The organism is Endozoicomonas sp. 2B-B (genome assembly GCF_053470045.1).
Genome location: NZ_JBLZMU010000001.1, coordinates 459,675 through 484,885, shown reverse-complemented (window position 1 = coordinate 484,885; position 25,211 = coordinate 459,675). Strand labels below are relative to the sequence as shown.

Here is a 25,211-nt window from a genome sequence, read left to right as displayed (position 1 = left end):
TCAAATTTTATGACACTAAAAAGTCTGCTTGGGGTGAGTTCATTACTGTTTCTCTCCCCGGTGAGTGCTTTATCGTTACCTGAAGCGGTTAACAAAGCACTGGCGATTAACCCGACCCTGAAGTCTCTGGAGTCTACGGTTGAGGTTGGAAAGGCGCAACTGGACAAGAGTTATGCCGACTACCACCCGAAGATTACCCTTCAGTTAGAAAGTGGCAAGAGCAACAATTCAGACAGTAACTGGCAGCAAAAACGCAAATCATCCGTAACACTTAATCAGGTTGTATACGACTTTGGCCGGATTTCCAACCAGATCAGCGCCAGAAAATACAAGCTGAATTCCTACCAACAGGATCTTGATAACGGGCGTGAGCAGCTCGTCCTGCTCACCTCAAACACCTTTCTGGAGATACTGAAACTCGAGGAGGTGATCGGCTATATCAAAGAGAATATTGCCTTTTACGACCGTTTTCTCGGCATCCTTGAAACTCGAAATCAGACAGGCGCGTCCAGCAAATCTGATGTTCAGCGTCTGACCAGTCTGAGCCAGAATGCCCAGCTTGAGTTGATCCAGTATCAGACGGACCTGACGTTTGCCCGTAAAACCTTTAAAAGCCTGACGAACATTGAGCCAGAAAACCTGACAATTCCTTCACTGGATGGACTGGTTATCAAGCAAACCCCGAAGGAACTGGTCGAATTTGCAACAACCCGGAGTTATCAGATCCAGTCTCTCAAAAAAAACATTGAGTTCGCCAAAGAAAATCGAGACAAAGCCCGTTCCGATCTTTATCCCAAATTTAACCTGAAAATTGAAACCAACAGGGAAAATTCTCTGGATACCAACGGGAAATGGTCAACCACACAGGCTGCCGGTATCACAATGAGTTATGACATCTGGGACGGCTTCAAGGCCCGAAGCAATGTTGATGAAAACAATGCCAAAGTGATGCGGGCTAATCATCAGTTACGAGAGGCTACACTGGCACTGGAAAAAGAGGCAGAGGAAGCTTACAGCGCGATGTTGAAGTTAAAAGATGAGAAGGCCGTCAATAAAGAAGCACTGGAAACCAACCGTGAAATTGTCGATCTCTATTACAAAGAATTTGAATTGGGTGAAAAGACCCTGCTGGACATCACCACAGCCCAGGGGGATTACCACAACAGCAGAGTCCAGAGTGCCGTGTTCCGGTTTGAGTATTACAAAAGCACGCTGAGAATCCGTTATTACCTGAACGATGTCATCAATACTGTACGAAGTCTGGCAGACGAATCGGAATGATGCTTCAGAAGAAAAGCGAGAAAACAACGGGCAACACGGACAAAACAGGATAATAAGGACATGTCTGAGCTGCATATTGCCGACCCGAAAAGAATAGTGAGCTTCATAAGGCGAATGCAGTTTGTCGTCGTAGCCAGTCTGATTCTGGTGTATTTTTCCAGGGATTTTTTTATCACGGCACTTATGTCGAACCTGCCCCTGAACGGTACGATTTTATCGGTGTTCATAATCGGTTCGGTGCTCTGTTTCCTTTATGTGTTTCAACTCAAAGATGATGTTCTGGTGGTTGCCAAACTGGATGAGATCCTGTTTCAAAGCAAAGACGATCTGGACAATAAGAACGACCAAAGAGATAACAACAAGCAAGAGCAGAATGAACCCGTACCCTTGAAGATGCACCTGATGGGGCCAACCGTCACCCTGCTCAAAAACAACGTGGCATCTCTGGGTGTTATCCGACTCTCGGCCCCTGCAACACGGGCCCTGATAGACTCCCTGCAAGACAGTATGAGTGAAAAGTCCGCCTTCATTCGCTACTTCACCGATCTTCTGGTTTTTATCGGGCTACTTGGAACTTTCCTCGGTCTGACCATCACCATTGGCTCCATCGGGGGCATCCTGTCTGATCTGGCGGGTGGGCTAGATGGCGGAGATATTATGGAAACCCTGATCAAGCTGATCAGGGGTCTGGAAGGACCTCTTGGCGGAATGAGCACCGCCTTCGGTTCTTCCCTTATGGGACTGAGCACTTCGTTGGTACTGGGTATTTTTCTGCTCAGTCTCGACAAGGCTGGCCATTACTTCACTTCTGCCATGGAAAACTGGCTGGCCGAGCACACAGTTGAGAGAAATTCTAGTACTGGAGCGGCTGCGACAACCGCCACTCCAGCCCCGGGCAACGGGCAACTTGAGCAGATTACCACCCAACTCGGCACCATCGCCAATACTCTGAAGAAAATCAGCATTCAGTCTGCAAATGACAGACAGTGGCAAAGCCTGATCGCTTTACTCAAAAATAACCACCTTGAGCTGAAGACTGAGACCTCTCAGCTGTCTGAATCCTTACTGCGAGCAGAACAACATATTGAAACTTCTGCCGAGCTTCAATCGAATCAGTTAGCCCAGACGCAATTGCAACTACAGGAATCAGAAAAACTACGACAGTTGTTCACGACTCAGACCGATGCCAGCACAGAAGCACTGGGGGCCGTCCAGGAGAGCAAGCATCGGCTGGTTCAGATTGTCAACGCCCTGCTGGATGAGCAGAGAGCGCTGGGGCGCAGTCATGTGAAAACCACTGAGCAGGTCTCCGAGCTAAAAGCGTTCATCTCGCAGAAAACAGACGCCTCTGCTACCGAACTTAAAGGCGTCTCTCAGCAGTTACAGGCACTTTCCGATAAGGTTCAGGAAGATAATCAGGACAGCCAAATCAGACAATCACGAATGGAAAAGATGTTCATCTCCATGTCCAGAGCAATTAAGGATGTAAGAGCCAGAATTAAAGGCAAATGAGCAATGAGAGCTCATCGGCATATCATTGCTCTGGTCTGGAGTCTGGCCGCTTCGGCTGACGAGAGTCCGGATTTTATTTTCCCGGTGGCTTGTCGATATGGTGTTGATTGCTTTATCCAGAACTATGTTGATCATGACCCCACTGCTGGCTTCAGCGACTATCATTGCCGTCAGCAAACCTATGACGGCCACTCTGGTACCGACATCAGGCTGGTCAACCTGCCTCAAATGGATAAGGGCGTTCCTGTGCTGGCAGCAGCCAATGGCAAGGTTGTCGCGACACGAGATGGCATTACAGATACTTATCTGGACCCGGCAAGACGTGAGGAAATAAAACAGATCGGTCTGGGTAATGCCGTTGTTATCCAGCATCGGGACGGCTGGCGCACAATTTATGGCCACCTGAAAAAAGACAGTCTGACCATCAAAAAAGGTGACCGGGTTATCCAGGGACAGCCACTGGGTGAAATCGGCCTGTCCGGATTAACCGAATTTCCCCATGTTCATTTTCAGGTGACACTTCACAATAAGACGATCGACCCGTTCGTAGGAAAACCGGACAGAGGCAAATGTGGGGATACCCTCAACAGTCAGTGGCTCGGGATCGCAGGCAACAAGATAGCCTACTTCCCGGGTTGGCTGTTGGATCATGGTTTCAGTGATACCCCCCCGGACAGCTACCAGGCGATTGAAACCGGAAATTTTAATAACGGTTCGGGTGACAAAAACCCGCGCCTGTTTTTTTGGGTTCGATTCATCGGGCTGTCAATGGGTGATCAGGTAACATTGAGTTTCGTTGCACCTAATGGCGAACTGACCAGGCAGCATACCTTCCCGAAGCTGAAATCAGACAAGGCACAGCAATTTTATTACATCGGCATTAATAATCCGGCTATTCAACCAGGTCAAGCGGGTCGCTGGCAGGGAAAAGTCAGACTGAAACGCACCTCGCTCCCTCCCATTAAAAGGGCTTTTGATTATGCAGTCGGTGTTGATGATGTTGCTGACCGCTGATAATTCAGCTCTTTCAGCACTCGACTGCGACTGTCGTCACCGATAATACGACCTTCGGATATCACAATAATCCGGTCCACCAATTGCAGCAGGTTTTGCCGGTGCGTGATAAGAATCAGTGTCTGGTCGTCCTTCAGGATGCCCGGAAGACGCTGACAGAATAGTGTTTCGTTATAATTGTCATAGGCACTGGTTGGTTCATCAAGGATCAGTAAACGACTCTGACGCACTAGCGCACGAGCCAGGCAAAGCGCCTGTCGTTGACCACCGGAGAGATTCTCGCCCCGTTCCATGATTTCATGGGCGTAGCCCCGGGAGCACTTCTGAACAAATCCATCCAGGCAAGCCCCATGACAGGCTTCGTCCAGCTTTTTAGTAGATGCTGCACGCTGTCCGAGCATCAGGTTACTTTTCAGTGTTCCGGCGAACACACTAGGCTTCTGCGGTGCCACAGCATAATGGCTGCGGTAATGATCCAGGTTAAGATGCTGCAGATTGCGACCGTCAATCATAACATTGCCTTCAGTCGGCTCCACCAGTCCCTGAATCATGCGGATGAGCGTACTCTTCCCTGAGCCGGAAGCCCCCAGTATCGCGACTCGTTCCCCCGGCTCGATCTTCAGACTGATATTTTTCAAAATCTCTGGTTCTGTGGCTTTATATCGATAGGACACTTTATCGAATTCAATCCGTCCTTTCAGGGTTGGAACATTGAGTTTATCGTTGAGGTCATCCTCTCCTGCCAGACCTAACAGTTCGTTAATCTCTTTTAGCGCCTTGATGGAGAAGCTCAGGCGATTCACTGCCATGGCCAGACTCATCAATGGCGCAACAGCCCTGCTTCCAAGAATAATGCAGGCAAACAGGGAGCCAGAAGAAAGGTTACCACTGTGTATCTGGAATACACCCACAATAAGCATACCGATGACCACACTCTGGCTGGCACTTGCCACCAGCGTGTTTAGCAAAACATTAGACTGTTTACTGGCCTGCGATGCCCAGGCAGAAAGGGTTACCAGACTTCGCCAGCGCGCCTGAGTCTTGCGTGTTGCACCGAGTGTTTTAATCGCTTCCAGCTCTGAGCTGACTTCATAGAGAAAAGCACTTTTGGCATTATTGGCCCGGGTCAGCTGACTGGCACGATGTCGTGTACTTCGATAACTGTATATCGCAATCGGTATCAGACAGGCCGCAATGCCAAGAGGAATGAGTGCCATGACGCCACTGATCAATCCTATTACCAGTGTAAACAGAATAAAAAATGGCGCATCCAGTAGTGATAACATTATCGTTCCGGACAGAAATTCCTTAACCCGGGCAAAATTTTCCACGGCATGGGTAATGCGACCCGCAGAGTCCGGCAGTTCACTTTGTTTCAACTGAAGAAGACGCCCCATGATGAACTGTTCGCTGCGTTTTTCAATAATCCGGCAGGCGTCATCGACAAAATAAGTGCGAAGCCAGCGCAAGACAAAATCAAAGATAACCACTACCAGCATACCCATCCCCAGAACCAGGAGCGTATCTGTAGCAAAGGTTGGGATGAGTTTATCGAACACCATGTTGGTGAATAACGGTAGCGCCAGAGTCAGCAGATTGACCATCACGGTCGCCAGCAATACCTGGGCGTAGTGAGGTCGGAGTTCGTTCATCTGTGTGCGAAACCAGGAAGGCATCAATAGCTTGCTGGCAGTGGCTTTTTCCTTGTGTTCACTGAAACAGAAAATCGTGCCGGTATAAACCGATGACAATCGCGACAAAGACAGCCATAACCCCAGAGGGTACTTTCGTGACGCCACAAAATACTCACCGTTGCGAATTTCGGTGATAGTCATGAATTTTTTTTTCTTTAACTGAATAATGCAGGGTAAGTCATCTTCTGTAATATCAATGAGTTCGCTGTGTTTTTTCCTCATGTCCAGGCCACAGTAGGCGGCGGCCTGTTTAAGACGCCAATGATCAAACTCCTGACCTTCCCGTGTGAGCGCCTCTAAATCCTCACTGACAACATCGGCACCCATATAATGGCAAACGCTGAGGAAACAATCTTTGAGGTGAAATTTAAGCATACGAGGCGCTCTTTTATTTATCCTGGCGCCCTCTGAACCTACTGGCCTGAATCCATCAGAGGAAGTTGACTGTTATGGTATTGCCACTGTTGTCATGGTAAATGTGCTGACTGGCATCACTGGTATCACTGCTGGTCGAATCATTCACAGTAATACCATCACTGCTATCAACATCAATGGTCAGGCTGTTACTTCCGGAAAGTGCACCGACATCATCCATTGAGATAGTGATGGTATCGGCACTTCCTCCGTTGAAATCAATTTTTTCAACATTATCGATAAGGCTGGTGTAATTACCCAGGTCCCAACTGCCACCGTTATTAAGACTGAGCGTGTCGCTGTCAGCTCCACCATCTACCTGTGTGGCGCTGTTTTGCAGGGCTGCCAGATCAATATTGAGAGTGTCGTCACCGGCTCCGCCAATAAGCTGATCAGCAGCAAAGCCCGTTAGGGTGTCGTTACCGGCATTACCTTCCAGTACGTTAGCTATGGTGCTGGAGGCGGTGAGATTATCCCCACTGCTGGAGCCCAGCACCTTCTCGATACTGGTCAGGGTGTCGTTACTGCCGCCACCGTCGGTGGCCAGGCCAGTGTCCAGGTTAACCGTGACGCCGCTGGATTCACTGCTGTAATCAACAGTATCCTCATCGTCCCCGCCGTTCAGTATGTCGGCCCCGGCACCACCCTCCAGAATATCGTTGCCGGAACCGGCAATGAGAGTATCGCTTCCGTTTCCACCCCGGAGTGTGTCATTACCGCTACCACTGTTCAGAATATTGTTGGCGCTGTCACCAATCAGGGTATCGTTGCCGTGGTCGGTAGTGACATTCTCAAAACCCTTGACCTTGTCATTACCGGTAGAGGCTCCGCCACCATAACTTTTGTTGACTGTGATGTAACCATCAGCATCTGCAGTGGCAGAGAGGTCGACGGTAATATCATCCGGTGTGTCACCAGGTCCGGTGACGTTACCCACCATATCCAGCGTATCGCCCGCCGCAGTATTAGCTCCGCCATCTAATTTATCGTTTCCGAAGCCACCGTGGATGATGTCATCGCCAGCGCCACCCGTAATGGTATCATCGTCCTGATTACCGTTAATGTTGTCGTCGCCGTCTCCCCCGTTAATGGTGTCAGCACCCGCACCACCGAAAATAGTATCTCCTCCATCTCCCCCGTTGATGGTGTTGGCTGACGCATCACCATACAGCTGGTCGCCTAATGCATTGTCGGAGCCAGTAATGTTTTCGATATCTGTCAACGTATCGATGCCACCGCTACCATCTGTGGCATTTCCTCCTGTTAAATTAACAAAAACTGCTCCTGAATCCTGACTGTAATCAACAGTATCAATGTCATCACCGCCATCAAGCATATCAGCACCAGCACCACCGCGAAGCGTGTCATCACCGGCACCACCATCAAGGTCGTTGCTGGCAGTGTTACCGATGAGCAAATCGTCCCCGCTACCGCCAATAATATTTTCGATCTCGCGAAGGGTGTCCGTGCCCGCAGAAGTGGTGGCTGTACCGTCGTTGCCGGTTTCGGCCAGAGTGACAGTGACAGTGGCAGTGTACGCAGAGTAATCCACAGTGTCGGTATCTGTCCCGCCATCCAGAATATCGTTGCCACCGCTGCCATGGAATGTGTCGTTGCCACCCGCACCAATGAGACTATTGCTGTTGCTGTCACCGGTCATGGTATCGATAAAAGCAGTACCAACGACATTTTCCACATTACGGACAGTATCGGTATTACCACCCTTGGCTACTGAGCCATCAGATGCGCCAGCCAGAGTGACGGTCACACCACTGCTGTTAGTACTGTAGTTGATAGTATCCGTGCCGCTGCCACCATCCAGAATGTCGGTACCATTACTTGAGTGGATCGTGTCATTCTGATCACCGGCGTTAATGGTATTGTCCTCATCATCACCCGTGATGGTATCGGCGCCATCTGTGGCAATAATATTTTCGATGTTGCGAAGAGTGTCTGTATCAGTGCCATCATTGACGGTACCGTTAGCGCTGCCATTGAGCACAACCGTGATACCGGAATTAGCATGGCCACTGTAATCCGCAGTATCAGAACCTGTGCCACCATCGAGAGTGTCTGTCCCGGTGCCTGCTTCCAGAATATCGTCGCCAGCCATACCATTGAGGGTATTATTGCCACTGTCTCCGATCAGGGTATCGGCGTTACCGGAGCCAGCGGCATTCTCAATATTTTTGAGCGTGTCAGTATCACTACCATGAACAGCAGTGCCGTTGGCAGAACCGTTGAGGGTGATGGTTAAACCACTACCAGAGTTGTTGAAATGGGATGTGTTGTAATCCACCGTGTCACTGTCGCCACCACCATCAAGAGTATCGTTACCATCACCGCCATAAATGGTGTCTGCGCCGGTACCCGCATTGATCGAATTGCTGACACTGCTGCCGGTCAGTGCGTCGTTTTGACTACTGCCAATAATATTTTCAATATTCTTCAAGGTATCGGTGCCCTGATCAACGCTACTGCCTGTCTCACTGGTCAGATTAGCGGTCACGCCGCTGGTAGCGCCACTGTAATCAACCGTATCACCCAGACTGCTGTGAGTTCCTCCCTCCAGCACATCATTACCAGCACCACCGATCAGTATGTCGTCTCCCGAGCTGCCATCGAGGGTATTATCGCCACTGTCACCTGTCAGCGTATCGTCGGAGAAACTGCCGGTAATATTTTCGATCTCGTAAAGATTATCGGTGCCATTGCCGGTGGCTATGCCAGTGCTCAGATTGACATTAACCGCACCACCGTCAGCGTAGCTGACCGTATCATTACCGGTACCCCCATATATGTCATCGTCACCGGCGTTGCCTTGCAGCGTGTCTGCACCACTGTCACCATAGAGAGTATCGTTGCCAAAACCACCTTTCAGAAGATCAGCATCCCCCCCTCCACGCAGAATATTGGCCAAAGCATTACCGGTAATATCATCGGCCTGACCACCTCCGGTAACGTCTTCAATCCCGGTGATACTACTATCGGATGAGCCATAACCATCCTGAGTGGCGCTTCCATTACCTAGGTTAAGGCTAATGGTGTGGGTTGCCATGCTCAGGTCAAGCAGGTCATTATTACCACTGCCACCGTCAATAGTGTCATCGCCCAGACCACCATTGATGGTGTCATTATCAGCACCACCTTGCAGCGTATCATCACCGGCACCACCCTCAATCGTGTCCTGACCCGCATTGCCTTGCAATACATTGGTGTCGCCGTTACCGGTGAGAATGTCGTCACCACTGCCTCCGACCACACTTTCAATACCGGACAGGGTGTCTGTCACCGCGCTGACGGTTGCCGTCTGTAAAACACTGGACAGATCTACGGTGACTGCCGAGCTTTCACTGGCATAGTCAACGGTATCATTGTCTCCGACCTCTTCACCGCCATCCAGCGTATCGGCACCGGCACCGCCCGTCAGATAATCATTGCCGTCACCGCCTTCCAGATGATCCGCACCATCACCACCGGACAAGGTATCATTATCGCCATTACCCACCAGGTGATTGGCGTTGGCGTCCCCTGTCAGGTCGTCAGAATGGGCACCACCACGGATATTTTCAATATTTACGAGAGTATCGCTGAAACCCTGGCCATCTTCGGCATTGGTGCCAACCAGGTCGCTGAGATCAGCGGTAACATCACCGATAGCGTCGCTGTAATCGGCCCAGTCCGCTGTGCCGACACCACCGTCGAGACTGTCATTACCAGCTCCGCCAACCAGGGTGTCATCACCGGAATCCCCGTTCAGCGTGTCGCCTCCCGCTCCTCCTCGCAGGGTATCGTCATTATCACCGCCGTTAAGGGTATCAATGCCATCCCCTCCTTCAAGCACATCATCACCAGCGTCACCGTTGAGCTGATCGGCACCGGCCTCTCCACGCAGCGTGTCATTGTTGTCACCACCGTGGAGGGTATCGTCATCGGCGCCACCTTCGAGGGTATCGTCGTCATTCCCCCCCTCCAGGGTATCATTGCCGACACCGCCAAAGAGCTGATCCTGACCGGCATCGCCACGCAACGTATCATTGTCTGCCTCGCCATAGAGGGTGTCATTTTCCGTACCCCCTTCAAGGGTATCTGCTCCGGCACCACCATACAGCGTGTCCTGACCGGCATCCCCGTACAGCAGGTCATCGTTGTCATGGCCCTCCAGCCTGTCATTGCCGCTACCGCCATGGAACTGATCGACTCCAGTGCTTCCGGTCAGCACATTATCATCGGCACTACCCGTGACGACGCCACCGTTAGCGCCAAGCGTAACATTCTCAATATTGGTAATACTGGAGTCGCTGGTACCATAGCCATCGTTGGTTGCCGTACCGGCCTGAAGATCAATATTGACCGCTTGTGTTGCCCCGGTTAATAACAGGGTATCGGTTCCTGCCCCACCGTTGATGGAGTCATCACCGCCGCCCCCATCAAGAGTGTCATCACCGTCTTCACCCCAGAGCGTGTCATTCTCGGTTCCACCTGAAAGAGTATCCTGACCTGTGCCACCCTTGAGGAAATCTTCACCCTGACCCCCTGTCAGGATGTCGTTATCGGCATTACCCTCGATATCATCGTTATCCGCATCACCGTCAATGGTATCGTTGCCATCACCGCCAACCAGCTCATCATCGCCACCGCCACCTGAGAGGCTGTCATCGCCGCTGCCCCCTTCAAACCGGTGGCTGTCAGCATTGCCGGTCATGCTGTCGTTGTTGGAAGTACCGATAATAGTTTCAATATTAAGCAGCGTGTCCTGACCACCTTCACCGTCATTACTGACCTGGTTACTGCCCAGGTTCATATCAACAGTGATTGCCGACTTGCCGCTGTAATCGGCGGTATCACCATTGCTGGAATGACTGCCTCCATCCAAGGTATCGTCACCGGTTCCACCATAAAGAGTGTCATCCCCGGCATCGCCATTCAGAGTGTCATTGCCAGCATCGCCGAAGAGGGTATCGTTGTCATCGCCACCACTGACAGTGTCACCATCAGCGTCCCCATGAAGTGTGTCCGCACCGGCACCACCATCAATTATGTCCGCACCATCACCACCATTGACTGTATCTGCTGCACCACCGGCATTAATGGTATCAATACCAGCATTACCATTGAGGGTATTGGCATTGTTATCACCGGTCAGGGTATCGCCATAAGCACTACCGCTGATGTTCTCTATACCTTCCAGATTGTCGGTATCGGTACCATCGTTAGCTGTTCCGTTACCGTTGGCAGTCAGCGTAGCCATGACTGCGCTGCCATGGGTACTGTAATCAGCGGTATCACCGTTACTGCTGTGGTTTCCGCCCCTCAGGGTATCGGCACCGGCCTTGCCATAAAGAATGTCATCACCGTCCTGACCATCCAGAATATTGACTTCTGCGGTACCTGTCAGGATGTCATCACCGGAACCACCCAGCACAGATTCAAAATTGGCAATGGTGTCAGTATCGGCCCCGTCCACCACCGAAGACGAACCCAGGTCAACCGTCAGGCCTGTGGTATTGTCAGAATAATCCAGGGTATCGTTATCGCTGGCGCTTTCACCGCCATCGAGAGTGTCACTGCCACTGCCTCCGCTGATGGTGTCATCGCCTTCATCGCCGTTGAGGGTATCGTTTCCACCCCTGCCTTCCAGTTTGTCATTACCTATTCCACCGTCATAACGGTTGTCTCCACTATCACCAATGATATGGTCATCACCCGCACCCAGCACCAGGTCTTCAATGCTGGTCAGGGTATCAACATTGCCACCACCGAGATCGACCTGAAAACTATTTCCGCCTCCTGAGCGGTCAATAGTCAGTGCTCCGGCGAAGGCGCTGTAATCCACCCGGTCATTACCCAGCCCACCATCAAGTGTGTCAGCACCAAGGCCCCCTTCAAGAATGTCGTCACCGTCCTGACCCAGCAACACGTCATCGCCATCACCACCGGTCAGAGTATCGGCGCCATCGCCACCTTCCAGTTGGTTCGCCTGAGTATCACCCTCTATGGTGTCAGCGTTGGCAGAGCCAATAACATTCTCAATGCCTGTGAGTACGTCATTGGCACCATCACCATCGTCAGTAGCTACTCCATTAAGCAGGTTCACATTGACAGCACTACCGGCATCGCTGTAATCGGCAGTATCAGTGCCAGCGTCGCCGATAAACGTATCAACCCCTCCAGCACCATAAAACGTATCGTTGCCGTTACCGCCGGTGAGTTGGTTACTTTCAGCATCCCCCCGAATCGAATCATCATAAGCAGTGCCAACCACTCTTTCGATATCGATCACTGCATCACGGTTGCCGTAGCCATCATCGGTGGCTTCTTCATTGGCCAGGTCAATGGTCAGGGCTCCGGAGGCGCCGCTGTAATCGGCAGTATCATTCAGGCTGTTATCGGTTGTCTCATCGCCGCCACGCAGGGTATCTGCGCCGTCTCCACCGATCAGGGTATCCGCACCGTCACCGCCATGAAGAGTGTTGGCAAGGTCATTACCGGTTAACGTGTCATCATTACTGCTGCCGGTGAGGTTTTCGATACCCGCCAGAGTATCGATGTCACTGGTGGCGGCATCAGTGGCTGTACCGCTGCCGGCACCGCCACTGGTCAGTGTTACCGTGACAGCACTGCCATGCCCTGTGTAATCTGCCGTATCTCCGGCACCCTGACCACCATCAAGGGTGTCGTTGCCAGCACCGCCTCGCAGGGTATCATCACCCGCATCACCTATGAGCTGATCAGCACCGCCACTGCCACTGAGGGTATCGTTACCGGCATTGCCACGAATCGTATTGTCGGCATTATCGCCGGTCAGCGTGTCGTCGTTACTGCCGCCAGAAAGGTTTTCAATATCGGAGAGGGTATCCTGGCCACTTTGGCCATCGTTGTTTTGTGACTGATCGAGAAGGTTGATGGTGACAGACTGAGTCTGAGCACTGTAATCTGCGGTATCAGTCCCGGCATCACCCTGCAGATTGTCATTACCTGAACCACCGATCAGCGTATCGTCGCCATTACCGCCTCTGAGGGTGTCGTCAAGATCTCCCCCATCGAGGGTATCATTACCCTCCTGCCCTTCCAGAGTATCGGCGCCTCCCAGTCCATTCAGGGTGTCGTTATCATCTCCCCCCCAGAGAACATTACTGATGCTGTCGCCGGTCAGCGAATCGGCATGGTCACCGCCCATCAGGTTTTCAATGGACTGGAGAGTATCCTGACCACCCAGAGTATCATTGATCGGAGCGCCAGCAGAAAGATCAATCGTCAGGCTGGATACAGCGTCCTGATAATCCGCCGTGTCACTGCCAAGATTACCGGTAAGGGTGTCGTTGCCAGAGCCGCCAGACAGAGTATCATCGCCTGCCCCGCCATCAAGCGTATTGTTGGCAGAATCACCGGTCAGAGTGTCGTTACCGGAGCCACTGACAATATTCTCAACATCAACAAGACTGTCCCGATCACCATGACCATCATTATTATTGGTATCGTCTGCCAGATTAATCAGGACGTTATTGGTCTGGTAGCTGTAGTCGGCGGTATCCGCGCCACCACCGCCTCTGAGGGTATCATTGCCAGCTTCACCCACCAGCCAGTCATCACCATCGCCACCATCCAGTTCATTAACTTCGCTGCTTCCGGTAATGGTATCGTTATTGTCAGTTCCGACGATATTTTCAATATCAACCAGGGTATCAACATCTGAATTGCCGCCACTGAATACGGCAGACCCCGAACCTGAGCCACCATCAAGATCAACCGTCAGCTCAACACCTGATACCGAGCTGTAATCCACCGTATCAATACCCAAGCCACCATCGATGGTATCGCTGCCTGCACCTTCGTAGAAGGTATCTGCGCCGTCATCACCAAACAGCTGGTCATTACCGGCATTGCCGGTAATACTGTCATCACCCGCTCCACCTTCTATGCGGTTGACGTCGCCATCGCCGATAAGAGTGTCATTGTGATCACCGGACAAGATATTTTCGATATCATTAAACGTGTCTGTGAGGATACCCTGCTCTTTGGCTCGGTTTGCGGAGAGGTCCACTTCAACGGCTGCGGTGGCATCGGTGTAATCCACTGTGTCAGTACCCAAACCGCCATCCAGTAAGTCGGTTCCTGCACCACCCTGCAGGATGTCATCCTGATTACCACCGTAGAGCTGGTCATCACCATCGGCCCCACTGAGGGTATCGGTACCGTCATTGCCGTAAAATTCATTGTTATCACTATCGCCTGTAGCGAGATCATTCCCTGCACCAAGCTGGATAATCTCGATATTGCTCAGGGTATCACTGCCTCCCAGACCATCATCGTTAATAGCCTGGTTGGCCAGATCAATAACAACGGCCTGGGCATTGGTATTTGCGGAATAATCAACGGTGTCGGTATCATCACCGCCATCAAGTGTGTCATCGCCTGCAGCACCGGTCAGCGTATCGTTCCCCAAACCACCGGATAGCTGGTTATCTGCGCTACTCCCTGTCAGGGTATCCGCCGCGTCAGAACCAATGATGTTCTCAATATTACGAAGCGTATCGGTGTCAGATCCCGACACAGCCGAGCCGTCACCTCCCAGAACCAGTGTTGCCTGAACTGACTGTGAACCCAGCTGGCTGTAATCCACAGTATCAATATCATCGCCGCCATCGATAATGTCGCTGCCACCCCCCTCAATAAACACGTCATTGCCGGTTCCGCCTTCGAGAGAATCGGCACCATCGCCACCGGTCAAAGTATCATTGCCGACATTCCCCCTGAGGGTATTGGCATCCGCTGTCCCGGTCAGTGTATCGTCACCGCTGCCAGTAATGACCGCTTCAAAATTGCTGATGGTATCGGTATTGTTGGAGCCGGCGTTAACCGTGGAGTTGTTCAGGTCTACGATCAGGTTATTGGTGTGGTCAGTGTAATCCAGAGTGTCAAAATCATCGCCACCATCCAGATCATCGTTTCCGGCACCCCCGCTGATCGTGTCATTGTCATCCTCGCCACGAATGGTGTCGCTACCGTCACCGCCGAAAATAGTGTCGTTCTGGTTACCACCATAGAGCGTATCGTCTGCACCTTCACCATAGAGGATGTCGATGCCGTCCAGCCCCTCTATCACATTGGCTGCACTGTCTCCGGTCAGAGTGTCATCGTGGTTGCTGCCCTTGATGTCCTCAATGCCATTCAGAGTGTCATTACCATTGGCGCCCGATGCAACGCCTGTGGTCAGGTTAACGGTGACACCAGCCGAGGCATCATCGTAATCCGCCCGGTCAGTCGTACCAGCATCGTCGCCACCAATCAATACATCATCACCAAGGCCGCCCTTGAGAACATCGCTTCCTTCACGACCTTCCAGCCGATTATTCTGGTTATCACCCGCCAGGGTATCGCCGAGCGTACCACCAATAAGGTTCTCAATACTGTCCAGAGTATCCTGACCACCATCGCCATCGCCGGAGACCTGCTTATTTAACAGACTGGCAGTGACGCTGCCGGTGACTCCGCTGTAATCAGCGGTATCGCTCCCGTTGCCCCCTTTCAGCGCGTCGTTACCGCTATCACCACGCAGGGTATCGTCGTTATCGCCGCCTTCGAGAGTATCCGCCCCGCCTCCGCCAGACAGGATGTCGCTGCCATCCAGCCCGCTCAGAGTATTATTCTGGTTATCTCCCGTCAGTGTGTCGTTATTCAGGCTGCCTGTAACATTCTCAATGCTGTCCAGGGTATCGCTGGAGGAATCACCGTCGTCAGAAGTCTGGTTCGAGGCTGCGGAAAGATCAACCGTCACTCCGGACTGGGCATCGCTGTAATCTGCCGTATCGGTACCTGTACCACCTATGAGATTGTCAGTGCCAGCCCCACCACTGAGGGTGTCGTTATCCGCCCCCCCTTCCAGAACATCGTTGCCACCCATGCCCTTCAGCGTGTCGTCACCGACACCCCCTTCAAGCTTGTTGGCCTCAGCGTCACCGGTCAGGGAGTCTCCGTTGGTAGTACCGATCAGGTTCTCAATATCAATCAAATCATCAGAACTGCCATCACCATCATCACTAGCTTGCGAGTTGGACAGGTCAGCTACCACGGCACCGGCAGCACCACTGTAATCCACCGTATCCACATCAGAACCGCCGCTGCCTACCAGCCGATCCTGACCGCCACCGCCTACCAGAATGTCATCGCCGCCGCCCCCGGTCAGCACATTGTCTGCGGCATCCCCCGTGAGCGTATCGTCGGCACTGCCACCGGTGACGTTCTCTATATCCACCAGAGTGTCCTGAGCACCACTACCGTCATCGTTCAGGGACTGGTTCTGAAGATTGATGGTCACCGCCGTATTTCGGGCGCTGTAATCTGCCGTATCCCCTGCCGATTCACCACCACTGCCACCATCGAGAGTATCCGCACCATCGCCACCGACCAAGGTGTCATCACCACTTTCACCATAGAGCCGATCAACGCCACCGTTGCCAGTCAGGGTATCGTTGTCCTGACCGCCATGAAGATCATTGGCGTTGTTATCGCCGGTTAAGGTATCGGCCTGATTACTGCCACGCAGATTTTCAATGCTGATCAGTGTGTCCGTGGCATCGCCACTCACCGACGCCTGAGGAGTGCCGGAAGACAGGTTGGCATTGACCGAACCAATAGCCGCGCTGTAGTCCACCGTGTCCGTTTCGGTGCCACCATCAAGGGTATCGCTGCCGAGGCCACCAATGAGAACGTCATTGCCACTGCCCCCCTGAAGGTGGTCATCACCGCTATTGCCGTCGATGGTATCGTTACCACCGCTGCCTGCTATGAGGTTGTCGTGAATATCGCCGGTCAGGGTATCACCCAGCCCGCTGCCTGTGATGTTTTCAATATCGACAAGGGTGTCAGTATCGGCAGTTCCATCGGTGGCAGTACCGCTGTCAAGATCAACCGTTACTGCACGACTATGACTGCTGTAGTCAACCGTATCACCGTTGGTTTCCCCGTTAGCACCGCCATTGAGAGTATCACTGCCACTGCCGCCTCGCAGGGTGTCATCACCCTCGTTACCGAATAGCTGGTCGGCACCGTCATTGCCGCTCAGGGTATCGTTACCATCATTGCCCTGCAGGATATTGACACCGCCGTCACCCGTCAGCGTATCGTGGTGATCACTGCCGTTAATATTCTCAATGCTGGTCAGGGTATCGGTGTCGCTGCCAATGGTGACCGTATCAACACTACCGGAAATATCCGCCACCACACTGGCGGACATCAGACTGTAATCAACAGTGTCATTACCACTACCGCCGTCGAGGCTGTCACTGCCGAGGCCGCCATCAAGGGTATCGTCGCCACCACCGCCTTCCAGAGTGTCATCGCCCGCATCACCATAGAGCGTGTCGGCATCATTTTCCCCCTGAAGGGTATCGTCGCCATCGCCACCACGCAGCGTATCGTCACCACTGCCCCCCTGAAGCAGGTTGACCTGGCTGTCACCGGTAATGCTGTCAGCACTGGCACTGCCGACAATATTCTCGATGCTGTCCAGGGTATCCGTAGCTCCTGAACCGTCGGTGGCATTGGGCGCGGCATCAGCAAGGTTCACAGTAATACCGCTGGCATCATTGCTGTATACGGCGGTATCAATGCCAGCGCCGCCTCGCAACTGGTCGGCACCTGTGCCGCCTTCAAGGCGGTCTGCATCGTCACCGCCTTCCAGGATATCGTCACCCTCACCACCGACCAGGGTATCCTCGCCCGCTTCTCCCCTGAGGGTGTCAGCATCCAATCCCCCGTCCAGTGTGTCGTTGTCGGCACCACCGGCCAGTATGTCCTCACCCTGCCCCCCCATCAGGGTGTCATCACCACCATTGCCCAGCAGGGTATTAGCATTGTTATCACCGGTCAGCGTGTCGGCAAACTGGCTGCCGGTGATATTTTCAATACTGATCAGGGTATCAGTGGCATCGCCATCAACAATGGCCGTATCGTTTGCGCCTGACAGGTCTGCTGTAACAACCCCCAATGCATCGGTGTAATCCGCTGTATCGCCGTCGCTACCCTCAGTTCCGCCATCCAGTGTATCTGCTCCGGCACCACCGGCCAGAGTATCATCGCCAAGGCCGCCAGCCAGGGTATTAGCATTGGCATCACCGGTCAGGGTGTCCTTAAAGTCACTGCCGGTGACATTTTCAATATTAGTGACGCTATCAGTAGCACCACTGCCATCGGTGGCTTGGTCAGCAGAGAGATCGACTACCACACCCATACCGTCGCTGTTGGTGTCCTGATCAGAAGCGTAACTGAGCGTGTCCACACCCGTGCCACCGTCGATGGTGTCAACTCCCTCTCCTCCTACCAGCGTATCGGAGCCGTCACCGCCCTCAAGGGAATCATCACCCTGTCCGCCTTTCAGACTGTCGTCACCGTCGCCACCCTGCAGCCTGTTGGCAGCCGTGTCACCTGTCAGCACATCATTACCGTCGCTGCCGGTAACATTCTCTATCCCGATCAGGTCATCCTGACCACCACCATCACCGTCATCCGTCGCCTTGCCGATAGACAAATCGACAGTGACTGCACTGGCCGCCAGAGAGTAGTCGGCGGTATCGCCCACCGCCGTGTTGTCCCCACCTTCCAGACGGTCATTGCCTGCCCGTCCTGTCAGGGTGTCATCCCCTGCTCCCCCATAAAGATCATTGACGTTAGCGTCGCCGATGATCACATCGTCGTGGCTGCTACCCCGAATATTATCGATATCGTGGAAGGTATCCTGGCCACCATCACCATCGTCTGTCGCTGTACCGTCCGTCAGGCTCGCGGTTACAGCGGCTGCCGCATCGGTATAATCAACAGTGTTCTCACTGGCACCATCACTGCCGCCACGGAAGATATCATTGCCGCCCCCACCCACGAGGCTGTCACTGCCCAGACCACCAGACAGCTCATTATCATCGTTATTTCCGGTCAGGCTATCGTCATGGTCGCTGCCAATAACTTTTTCAATGCCACTCAATGTATCCGAGGAACCAAAGCCATCAGACGCAGTGCCAAGGTTCAGGTTCACGGTGACAGCCTGATTACTGGTACCGTAGTCCACCGTGTCAATACCATCACCGCCGACCAGCTCATCGTCATCACGGCCACCCACCAGCAGGTCGTCACCGTCCCCGCCGGTCAAGACATTGGCATCATCATCACCTCTCAGGGTGTCATTGTTGGAGCCGCCGGTAACATTTTCGATGTCGTTCAGGATATCGGTAATGAACCCGCCTTCAGTCACCTTGTTACTCGCCTGTGACAGGTCAACCGTAACAATGCTGGTGTTGTCACTGTAATCCGCCGTGTCACTGCCCGCTCCGCCATTGAGGGTATCTGCACCGGCCCCACCCACCAGGATATCGTTGTCATTACCACCATTGAGGGTGTCATCACCGCCATTACCGAGCAATGTATCTGTACCGGCATTACCACTAAGCACGTTGTCTAATGCGTCACCGGTCAGACTGTCATCGCTGCTGGTACCGGTTAAATTTTCAATGTTCTGCAGAACGTCCTGGCCGCCCTCGCTATCAGTGGCCTGGCCATCAACCAGACTGGCCGTGACACCACTACTGCCATCACTGAAGACAACCGTGTCGCCGGCTACACCATGACTGCCACCATCCAGAATGTCGTTACCCGCACCGCCAGTCAGAGCGTCGTCACCGGCTCCGCCAGAGAGTTCGTTGCCCTGGGAGGAGCTGTCAGTTCCGGTCAGGGTATCGTCACTGCTGCCCCCGATCAGGTTCTCGATATTGCTGTAGGTTTCACTACCACCGCTACCGTCGTTACCGAGGCCAGTCCGAAGGTTAGCGGTGACGCCAACGGAGACTCCGGCATAAGTGACCGTATCCACGTCCGCACCACCATCGAAATTATCCGCCCCGATACCACCAGAAAGCGTGTCATTGCCGTCATCGCCCTTTAGCGTGTCGGCACCTGCACCGCCACTGAGAATGTCATCGCCACCATTGCCGGACAGAACATTGTCACTGCTGTTACCGATCAGCGTATCGCCATAACTGCTGCTACCTGTTATGTTTTCGATGTTGCGGAGGGTATCGGTTTCCGTTCCACCGGCATCCGTTGCCTGGCCATCACCAGCATCTGCAAGCGTTGCGATAACCGAACGACCGTAGTCGTCATAGGTCACGGTATCAGCGCCGCTTTCTCCATCAAGAACGTCATTACCGGCACCACCGAAGAGCAGGTCGTCACCATCCCCCCCGCTCAGGGTATTGGCATCTGAAGAGCCCCGGATATCGTCATTGTGATCACTGCCAGTGACATTTTCGATGGCGATCAGGGTATCGGTACCGCTATCCCCATCATCCAGAGCCTGGCCAGCAGCCAGATCTACACTGATGCTATTGGCTGCATTGCTGTAATTCGCTTGGTCAGCCGTTCCACTGCCGCCATCAAGAACGTCATCACCGCCACCACCGGCAAGGATATCATCGCCTCCTTCACCTTTAAGCTCATTGTCCCCGGCATCACCACTGATATTATCCTGAGCATTACTGCCCGTTATATTCTCAATGCCATACAACTGATCGCTGCCACCGTCGCCATCATCGCTGGCTGAATTGGCAGCGAGATCAACACTGACCCCTGCCGCTGCCAGTGAATAGCTGACGGTATCTGTGTCCTGACTGCCAGGATTAACTCCCGCAGCTTCTGTCTCTCCATAGAAAGTGTCATTACCGGCACCACCACGGAGCAGGTCGTCACCGGCATTGCCGCTAAGCAGGTTGTTATCGCTACTGCCCACCAGCCTGTCGTTGTTGCTGCCGCCAGTAACATTCTCAATATCAATCAGGGTATCGGTGCCAGCATCAATGCCGTTGGTATTGGTTAATGAGCCATCCAGAGCAACAGTAACAATACCGGTGCTTGCAGAATAGTCAGCGGTATCACTCCCGGTGCCACCATCCAGTGTGTTGCTGCCTCCCCTGCCAGTGAGCACATCGTCCCCGGCACCGCCAGACAGCTGGTTATCGGAACTGTCCCCCAGCAGGCGGTCATCACCGCTGCCGCCAGTGATATTTTCAATACCAACCAATGTGTCACTACCACTGAGCGTGCTGCTGGCAATACCGGTATCCAGATCCGCATTCAGATCGGTTGAGTCAGCACTGTAATCGGCTGTATCACCATTGGCTGTCTGGATGCCACCATTGAGAGTGTCATTGCCACTGCCGCCGGTCAGCCGGTCGTCACCATCCCCTCCCAGCAGGGTGTCTTCGCCCCCGCCGCCATTGAGGACATCATCACCGGCATTGCCAGTCAGCGTATTAGTATCACTGTTGCCGGTTAGCTGGTCATCACCGGAACCACCTATGACATTTTCTATGCCTGAAATAGTGTCCTGGCTGCCAGTACCATCATCAGCCACGACCCCGCTGGCCAGATCAACCTGAAGGCCAATGGCAGCGGCACTGTAGTCAACCGTATCGCCATGGGTTTCATTGCCATCCCCACCGATCAGCTGATCTGCTCCGGAGCCACCAATCAGTCTGTCATCACCATCACCGCCGTCGAGTATATCTGTGCCTGCACCGCCAGAAAGTTGATCCTCGCCAGCATTGCCCCGGAGCACATTACTTTCATTACTCGTACCGGCGCTAATAACATCGTCACCAGAGCCTCCCAGCACATTCTCAATACTGGTCAGGGTATCAGTGTTATTGAAACCATCATTGCTGGCCGTATCATTTTCCAGGTCAACAACAATATTTCCGGTGACTGTCGTATAGTCAGCCGTATCGCTCTCCGAACCACTGCCACCATCGAAGATATCACTGCCATTTCCGCCCACGAAGGTATCGTTACCGTCGCCACCCTGAAGGTGGTTATTCAGCTCATCGCCGATCAGAACATCATTTCCTGCAGAGCCTGTGACATTTTCAATGTTTTTCAGGGCATCGGTTCCGCCGTCACCGTCGATAGCAGCATTGGCGCCAATGCCGTATGAAGCCGTGTGATCTGTGCCGGAAAGGTTCACTGTCACCGCTGACGAAGCTTCACTGTAATCGACCCAGTCACCCGTCTGGTCATTAAGACCACCATCCAGCGTATCATTACCACCCCGGCCCATCAGCGTATCGTCCCCACTGCCGCCACTGAGGGTATTTTCAGTTGAAGTTCCTTTCAAAAAATCGTTTCCGGAACCACCGGAAAGGTTCTCAATGGAAATCAACGTGTCCTGTCCCGACGCTGTTACAACGGGGTTCAGGGTGTCATCCAGGTCTACGGTAACGCCGCTGGTCTCGTTGCCATAACTGACAGTATCACTCCCGGCACCACCATCCAGCCTGTTGGTACCTCCACCACCTCCCAGGGTATCATCCCCGTCCAGACCGAATATTTCATTATCCCCGGTATCACCGAGCAGTGTGTCGCCCTGCCCCGTCAGATTGGTACCTTCAATATTTTCAATAGATTGAATGGTATCTGTGCCACCCAGGCCATCATCGGAAATGCGGCCATCGCCGAGGTCAACACTGACGGCACTGGAAAGAGCAGCAAAACTGACCGTATCAACGCCATCACCACCTCGAAGATCATCGTTTCCGGAACCACCATCCAGGACATCGTTCCCGTCACCGCCTTCAAGAATGTCATTACCGGCGCCCCCGATTAGCGTGTCATCATCAGCACCGCCCTGAAGGGTATCCCGACCATTCCCTCCATCAAGCCTGTCAATGCCGCGACCACTGCTCAGCACATTATCGAGATCATTCCCCGTGAGAGTGTCATTACCATGGTCCGTGGTGATGTTCTCAAACCCGGTGATGGTATCAACACCAGTGAACAGGCCACTCCCATAACTCTTGTTGACCGTAACGGAACCGGTTCCATCCGGTGAGGTACTCAGGTCAATCGTGATATCATCCGGTGTATCGAAAAGGCTGGTTACCGTCCCCACCATATCCAGCGTATCAATGCCTTCACCACCATTGAGGGTATCGTTACCAAAACCACCATGGATGGTGTCATCATTGGCACCGCCATCAATAAGGTCGTCACCCTGATTACCGTTTATGTAGTCGTTACCGCTACCGCCATTAATGGTGTCCATTCCGTCACCACCAGAGACAGTGTCGTTGCCATCCATTCCGTTGAGAACGTTTGCCCCAAAATCACCAAAAATCTGGTCATCCCCGGAACTACCGGTAATGTTCTCAATATTGGTCAGGGTGTCTGTATCACCATTGCCGTCGGTGGCGGTCGACCCTGCCAGATCAACCGTGACAGAACCGGTTTCATCACTGTAATCCACCGTATCCGAACCTGCGCCACCATCCAGGCTGTCTGCGCCGACGCCACCTTTCAGGATATCGGTACCCGCACCGCCCGATAGATTGTCATCATCAGCCCCACCGTCCAGTACGTCACTTCCGGCACCGCCGAAGAGAGTATCTGTGCCGACACCACCTATCAGAAAGTCATCGCCACTCAAACCGCTAATAACATCATCGCCGGCAAGGCCGCTAAGCGTATTATCACCATTGTTGTCGGCGTCAATGTATTCGCTACCGGTGATGGTATCGTCATGGATTGTGCCGATGGCATTCTCAAAATTACTAATGGCATCAGAAGTGCCATAGCCGTCATCAGTCACCGACCCGGAGCCCAGGTCTATTTTGACACCGCTTTCAGGCCCTATCGTATTGGCGCCATATTCATAGCTGAACTGAATAGTGTCAGAACCCGCCCCGCCATCGAGCTGATCATCACCCATACCGCCGGAAACAAAATCATCACCACCTGCCGCATCAACAATGTCATCACCAACGCCTGCGTGAATGATGTCGTCATTGTCGCCTGTTGTTATATTGTCGCTGGTTGGGCTGGTATCCAGTACCAGGGGGGAAAGTTCCGATGAGGAAAGAGTGAGTTCACCCGGATCGGAGGCATCTCGGCGGATAACAGGGATGACGTATTCATTTTCTGAACCGTCTTTGAGAACCAGTTTAAAGGAAAGATCCACCACCTGACTGTCAGTTTCAGTAGGGTAGGTCAGAATAAAATTGGTCAGACTCGGCAGCAGCCAGCTTCCGTCACCCTCAGTCGCGCCACCGGCAACTCCCCAGCCATCGGGCATATTTTCAACATAAATAGCTGCAATATCATTAATATTTGCATCATTCTGCAGAACCAGATTCTTACTGTTTAATGAGTCAGTAAAAAGTAAGGGATCTTCACCGTAAATTTCCAGGCCACTGTTGTAATTGAGCTGAACATCAGAGTCTCCGTCCAGGCTGCTACCAAAGCGCTCAACCTCAAGATGCTGCTCAGGATCGCTTTGGCTGGTCGAAGAGTTGTTGCCGCCACCACCAATAATGAGCTGACCTGCAGAACTTGAACCGACATTGGTCACCGAAACCGAGAATGTAAGATTACTGGTACCTTCCGTTGTTGAAGCAGTTTCTGTTGGAGTAACTTCTTCAACCGGAGGCGAAGAAGACGAACTGGTGCTGGTTGCCTGCGCCGTGTCGGTAAAATCATCATCCCGGGGTTCTACCTCTTCTACAGGTTTTTTCTTAAACGCCTCATCATTCTTTTTTATTTCCTTGCTGGCTTTTGATTGAGTCTTTGAATCAGTCGTTTCACTGTATGATGTTTCTTCCGTTTCCTTGCCTGATGGCGTTTCTTCCCCTTCAGATTCACTCTCCTGCCCCTTCAGAGTAGAAACAGGTACATCTTCCGATTCAACAAAACTGGATTTGGAAATGAATTCATCACCACTGATAACTGAGCCATCGGCGAATTTAAATTGAAGTGTTTGCTCTGTTGCAGCCATCACCCCCGCAAGTAACAAGGTGATTTCAACACCATCTGGGAAGACAAGGACAAAGTCAGGCCCCCTGACTTCCAGTTTTACGTCGTCGGAATTAAAGTCTAAGAGATACTGGGTATCAGCTGACACTGATTTGACGACTGATTTTGATGGTTTTTCAAATCGAACTTTTTCAAGATTTGTGCCGACGTCTGAATTTAATTCGGAATCACTAGAGGTCTGCGACTGCTGCTCACTACTGGCACTGCTATCATCAGCCATGATTGCACCCTTGTGTAATGATGTTAAAAATTATAAATCTTGATAAATATTTATCGTCACAAACAAACAAGCGATCTATCTAAAATACAACCCCTATTAAGTAGGTATAGATAGCTAACTTTATTAATTCAAAAAATAAAAGACAGTCTATTTAACCAATACTTTGAACAGTTTTTTTGACGACTTAAGTACCTGGCCAGTTGGTTTTGCATATTCTGGCGAGTGGG

At 52.4% G+C, this 25,211-nt stretch carries 5 protein-coding genes; 3 read left to right on the top strand and 2 right to left on the bottom strand.

Annotated features, from left to right (window positions below; genetic code table 11):
* Nucleotides 1-9 precede the first annotated feature (9 nt).
* Genes ACOMHB_RS01915 through ACOMHB_RS01905 form a run of 3 tightly spaced genes read left to right on the top strand, consistent with a single transcriptional unit; the run spans nt 10 to nt 3,807 of the window.
* Nucleotides 10-1,281, top strand: a complete 1,272-nt coding sequence (locus ACOMHB_RS01915) for a TolC family protein (RefSeq protein ID WP_448215267.1) — start codon at nt 10-12, stop codon at nt 1,279-1,281.
* A 60-nt stretch (nt 1,282-1,341) separates the two neighbouring features.
* Nucleotides 1,342-2,793 carry a hypothetical protein gene (locus tag ACOMHB_RS01910; protein ID WP_448215266.1) on the top strand — a complete coding sequence of 484 codons (1,452 nt, stop codon included), beginning with the start codon at nt 1,342-1,344 and terminating at the stop codon, nt 2,791-2,793.
* Between the two features lie 3 nt (nt 2,794-2,796).
* Entirely contained in the window at nt 2,797-3,807 is a 1,011-nt protein-coding gene (locus ACOMHB_RS01905; RefSeq protein ID WP_448215265.1) for a M23 family metallopeptidase, read from the top strand.
* Here the strand turns inward: ACOMHB_RS01905 and ACOMHB_RS01900 are convergent.
* Both ACOMHB_RS01900 and ACOMHB_RS01895 read right to left on the bottom strand, forming a co-directional pair.
* Complete coding sequence (locus ACOMHB_RS01900; RefSeq protein ID WP_448215264.1) at nt 3,771-5,876, bottom strand: peptidase domain-containing ABC transporter; 2,106 nt, start codon at nt 5,874-5,876, stop codon at nt 3,771-3,773. The two genes, ACOMHB_RS01905 and ACOMHB_RS01900, sit on opposite strands and share 37 nt — an antisense overlap.
* 55 nt (nt 5,877-5,931) lie before the next feature.
* A complete protein-coding gene (locus ACOMHB_RS01895; protein ID WP_448215263.1) occupies nt 5,932-24,984 on the bottom strand; it encodes a hypothetical protein in 19,053 nt (6,350 codons plus the stop codon).
* Between the last annotated feature and the right edge of the window lie 227 nt (nt 24,985-25,211).